At 72.2% G+C, this 2,697-nt stretch carries 1 protein-coding gene and 1 pseudogene; both read left to right on the forward strand.

The annotated features are described in order from the left end of the window. Positions 1-1,107 (forward strand): annotated as a pseudogene (locus tag ADL29_RS46465) (acyltransferase domain-containing protein); the annotation flags it as partial. A gap of 75 nt (positions 1,108-1,182) precedes the next feature. Further along, on the forward strand, positions 1,183-2,697 hold a 1,515-nt coding region (locus ADL29_RS46470), incomplete at its 3' end, for a zinc-binding dehydrogenase (RefSeq protein WP_425424195.1).

The raw sequence follows: 2,697 nt of genomic DNA on the forward strand, positions 1-2,697 counted from the left end.
GGTGTCGGTTGCGCTGGGTGTGGAGGCGGTCCGGGAGCGGATCGCTGCCTGGGGCGAGGCGATATCCGTCGCCGCGGTGAACGGCCCTGCTTCGGTGGTCGTCTCGGGTGAGCCGGGTGCGCTGGACGAGTTGATGGCTGCGTGTGAGGCGGATGATGTCCGGGCGCGGCGTATTGCCGTGGATTACGCCTCCCACTCCGCGCAGGTGGATGTCCTCCGCGATGAGCTGCTGGAGGTTCTGGGCTCGATCGAGCCTCGCGAGTCCCGTGTGCCGTTGATGTCGACGGTGACGGGTGACTGGCTGGACACGTCCATCATGGATGCGGCGTACTGGCACCGTAACTGCCCGGTGCCGAAGGCGTCGTGCTGACCGGGCGGCTCTCGCTGCGGTCCCAGCCGTGGCTCGCCGAGCATGCGGTGCTCGGGTCGGCGCTCCTGCCCGGTACCGCGTTCGTGGAGCTGGCCGTACGGGCCGCGGACGAGGTGGGGTGCGGTCAGGTCGAGGAACTCACGCTGACGGCGCCGCTGGTCCTTCCCGAGCGGGACGGTGTCGCGCTGCGGGTGGTCGTCGGTGCGGCGGACGAGACCGGCCGACGCGAGATCACCGTCCACTCCCGGGTGCGGGACGACCACGACTGGACCTGCCATGCGACGGGCATCCTGGCGCTGGGAACCCAGGCACCGATGTCCGACCTGGGTGTCTGGCCGCCCGCCGGTGCCGAGCGGGTGGACCTCGACGGTCACTACGACCGGCTTGCCGCCGAAGGCTACGGATACGGTGCGACATTCCGCGGACTGCGCGATGCCTGGCGCCTGGGGGACGACCTCTACGCCGAAGTCGCACTGCCCGACGACGCGACCGGCGGTGCGACCGGCGGCGCGGCGGGTGATGCGGCAGCCTTCGGACTGCACCCCGCCCTGTTCGACGCGGCGCTGCACGCCCTCGGGGTCGTCGACGCCGGCCGGCTGGCACTGCCCTTCGCCTGGCGCGGCGTCTCGCTGCACGCCGGCGGCGCATCGCTGCTGCGGGTACGGATCTCGCGGCACGACACGGATGCCTACGGCCTTCACCTCGCGGATGCCAAGGGCGCGTTGGTAGCGGTCGTGGACGAGCTGACGCTGCGGCCGTTCTCGGCGGGGCAGCTGACGGCGGCGCCCGCGCAGCCCGACTCGCTGTACCGGGTGCAGTGGACCGCGCTGCCCTCGGCGGAGGAGGCGGACGAGACCGCGTGGCCGTCGGCGGCGGTGCTCGGCGATGCGCTTCCGTTCGATGTCCCGGGTGCCGCCCGGTACGCCGCTCTCACCGAGCTCGGTGAGGCAGGTGACGTACCGGACGTGGTGTTCACGGCCGCGCCGCCGCCGTCCGCCGCCGACCTGGTGACCGGGGTGCACACCACCCTGCGGGAGACCCTGGAACTGGTTCAGGCGTGGCTGGCGGACGAGCGGTTCGCCGCCGCGAAACTGGTGCTCGTCACGCACGGCGCGGTGTCCGCCGAGCCGGGCGAACGGATCGGTGACCTCGCCCAGTCCCCCGTCACCGGGCTGATCCGGTCCGCTCAGTCGGAGAACCCCGACCGGTTCGTCCTGCTCGACATCGATGACCTCGACGCGTCCGCCCGGACCGTTCCGGCGGCCCTGGCGAGCGGCGAGGCCGAACTCGTCGTCCGTACCGGGACGGCGCGCTGCCGCCGCCTGGTCCGGGCCGCCGCCCAGGACGCCCTGGTCCCGCCGGCCGACGGGCCGTGGCGCCTCGACACGTCCGGCGAGGGAACCCTCGAGAACCTCACCCTCACACCGGCACCGGACCAGCAGGCACCGCTCGGTGACCGGGAGGTCCGGGTCGCGGTCCGGGCCGCGGGAATCAACTTCCGGGACGTCGTCGCCGCGCTCGGCATGGTGCAGGTCGACGAGGTCATGGGCGGCGAGGCCGCCGGCGTCGTGACGGAGGTCGGTCCCGCAGTCACCGACCTTGCCGTGGGCGACCGGGTCACCGGCCTCTTCACCGCCGCCTTCGGTCCGGTGGCGACCACCGACCGCGGCTATCTGGTCCCACTGCCGGACGGCTGGACGTTCGCCGAGGCGGCATCGGTCCCGGTCGTGTACACCACCGCGCTGTACGGCCTGGTCGACCTGGCACACGTCCGGGCGGGGCAGCGGGTGCTGGTCCACGCCGGTGCGGGCGGTGTCGGCATCGCCGCGATCCAGCTGGCGCGCCACTGGGGCTGTGAGGTGTTCGCGACGGCGAGTCCGGGGAAGTGGGACGTGCTGCGGTCGCTGGGGCTCGCCGATGACCACATCGCTTCGTCGCGGGATCTGGACTTCGCGGAGAAGTTCCTCGCCGTCACGGACGGCGAGGGCGTCGATGTCATCCTCAACTCCCTCGCCGGAGAGTTCATCGAGGCCTCGCTGCGGCTGCTGCCCCGCGGCGGTCACTTCCTGGAGATGGGCAAGACCGACATCCGCGATCCGCAGGAGATCGCCGCGCAGTACGCCGGTGTCCGCTACGCCGCCTACAACCTGCCCGACTTCGCCCTCGCCCGTACCCAGGAGATCCTCGCCGAGATCGCGGACCTCTTCGCGCACGGAGCCCTGCGGCACATGCCGGTGCTGGCGTGGGATGTGCGGCGTGCCGCCGAGGCGTTTCGGTTTATGAGCCGGGCGCGGCATGTGGGGAAGTTGGTGTTGACGGTGCCGCGT

The sequence above is a fragment of the Streptomyces chattanoogensis genome (assembly GCF_001294335.1).
Lineage (GTDB): Bacteria > Actinomycetota > Actinomycetes > Streptomycetales > Streptomycetaceae > Streptomyces > Streptomyces chattanoogensis.